Annotated in this window: 1 protein-coding gene and 1 pseudogene; both read right to left on the reverse strand. The window is 62.4% G+C overall.

Annotated elements, in window-relative coordinates; all coding sequences use genetic code 11:
- Nucleotides 1-312: 312 nt before the first annotated feature.
- Nucleotides 313-1,536 carry a L,D-transpeptidase gene (locus tag ACXMYJ_RS28945; protein WP_460359532.1) on the reverse strand — a complete coding sequence of 408 codons (1,224 nt, stop codon included), beginning with the start codon at nucleotides 1,534-1,536 and terminating at the stop codon, nucleotides 313-315.
- A 366-nt stretch (nucleotides 1,537-1,902) separates the two neighbouring features.
- Nucleotides 1,903-2,175: pseudogene (locus ACXMYJ_RS28950) on the reverse strand (sterol desaturase family protein); the annotation flags it as partial.
- Nucleotides 2,176-2,302: the final 127 nt, after the last annotated feature.

Here is a 2,302-nt window from a genome sequence, read left to right on the forward strand (position 1 = left end):
ATTCCTTTGCTCGAGTGACTTTGGACGGTCCCTCGAAGAATCACGCGATGACCTTCAATCACTCGGCTACGACACGCCGGTACCGCCGATCAGGTCCGACTCGTACACCACTCTGCTGGACGCAACCAAGGTGCCGTAGCGGAAAGGGCTGCGCTACCTGTGCTGCGTGGGCCCCACGGCGCGATGCTTGGGTGACGCTCGGCAGTTCGCAACCCGGTTCGGTGGATGCGAAACGTCCTGTCGACACGCGTACCTGGTGCCACGAGGTGACTGGGAGGCGGCGGTTGTGAGTCTCCGCTGCTGATCTGAGTTTCAGAGGTTGGCGTTGCCGGCTTTCCACTGATCCCAAGGGATGTTCCAGTCACCTAAACCGTCTGTCCCCGACAGCGTGGGGCCGGTGGTGTTGATGACCTCAACGATGTCGCCGCGTCGGGTGTTGTCGTAGAACCAGCGGGCGTTGGCCGGATTGACGTTGAGGCATCCGTGGCTGACATTGGCGATACCTTGGCTGCCCACCGACCACGGTGCAGAGTGCACGTAGATCCCGCTGTAGGACATCTGGGTCGCCCACTCCACCTCGGTGCGGTATCCGTCAGGAGAGTTGACCGGAACTCCGTAGGTGGACGAATCCATCACCAGAAACGAGTAACGATCTCCGATGATGTAGGCGCCGTTATCGGTCGGGGTCTTGGCTTTACCCATGGAGATGGGCATGGTCTTGACGATCTGACCATTGCGCCGCACAGTCATCGTTTTGGTGGCGTCATCGGCGGTGGCGATGACCTCGTCACCAATGGTGAACCGGGTAGTGACGTCATCCTGACCGAACATCCCGTCACCGAAGTTGACGCCGTAGGCGTTGACCGCCACCTCTACTTTTGTTCCCGGTTTCCAGTATTCGGCTGGGCGCCACCGTACTTCGCGATTATTGAGCCAGTAGAAGGCTCCCTCGACCGGGGGGTTGGTGGTCACGTTGATCGCTTGCTGCGCCGCAATCCGGTCGGTGATGTTTTCATCGAAGCGGATCGCGATGGGTTGGCCCACGCCAACCGTTTCCCCGTCGTTGGGCAGGACGTAGGGCATCGTTAAGTTGTCGGGCGAGTGGGTTTCGAAGGTCGCTGTCGTAGTGGTCGCGCCGCCCAGTCCAAGGGCCTGGGCATGAAGGGTGTACTGCTTGTTGTATCCCAGCGGCTCGGCCGACGACCAGGACACGCCATCGGGGCTGAGCTGTCCGTCAACGAGTTCGCCGGCTTCGTTGGTCAACGAGACTTGGCCGAGAACGCCGTCACCGGCGGACACGGTAACAGGGGAGTCCACCGCGACGCCGATCGCTCCGTCGGTCACCGACGCCTGCAATTTGGGCACTAGCAGGTCGGCGAACGGGGTGCCTTTATCAGTGATGACCTCGGGCTGGGGCGCGGCGGCCGGCGACGAGCTGCACGCGGCCGCGATCAGCAGCACCGCCATCGCTAGGACGGCCGTCCGCAGCCACTGCGCCGTCCTGCGAAACGGTGGGAGGCAAGTCGCCTGCGGCATCAGTGTGGTCTCCGTATCCGAATGTTGACATCGCTGATGAGCGGGCACTGCGTGCGCCGCGACGGCCGTTCGCGGGCGGCGGTGCACCGTTCACGAATATGGTTCAAGTGTGCTGATGCGTCATTTGGCTTTCTTAGTCCTTCGATGAAGATTCAGTAAAGACGCAGACTTGCGCTCTGGCCTGCCCGACATGGCATCCGGCTAGCTCTGGCAGGCGCCGAACGGGCTGCCGATCCTTTGTTCGTCGATCGTCGGACCGTGGCGCGCAATAGGCCACGTAGAAGGCTATGGGTCTAGTACGCGTTCTGGGCTGATCGGGAACGCTTGAGGCAATCACGGTCCGGGAGCGCTAGACGCTGGTCCCTCTCAGCCCTGCTCCGGTGTTGGTCTCGTCGCGGTGCGGTCCTTCGTCGCTGTGGTGGACTTGAGGCTGCACCCTCCGGCGGGGGTGAAGGGGTGTATCAGCTGCCGCCCGTACGCGGTGGGGTAGTCGGGGTGTGCGGCCATGCCGAGCTGGGTGGAGTCGAATCGGCGGGTGGGGTTATAGGAGTAGGTGCGCATCAGGTGGTCCCAGACCAGGGTGAACAGCCCGAAGTTGACGTCGCCGATGCCGGCCCACTTGAGGTGATGGAAGCGATGTGATCCGCCCCGGCATGTCGGGAGGTTCTCTTATCTGAGTGCCTCCTCGGCATGAGGGTGCCGTTGGCGATGGTAGTAGAGCGCTTCGGCCCGATCGGGGGTTAGGTCCTGGCAGTAGCCGTTGGGT

The sequence above is a fragment of the Mycobacterium sp. ZZG genome (genome assembly GCF_054786995.1).

What these genes read in the sequence shown, in the direction of transcription:
- ACXMYJ_RS28945 (WP_460359532.1), bottom strand. Translation starts at nt 1,536, where the DNA reads ATGCCGCAGGCGACTTGCCTCCCACCGTTTCGCAGGACGGCGCAGTGG.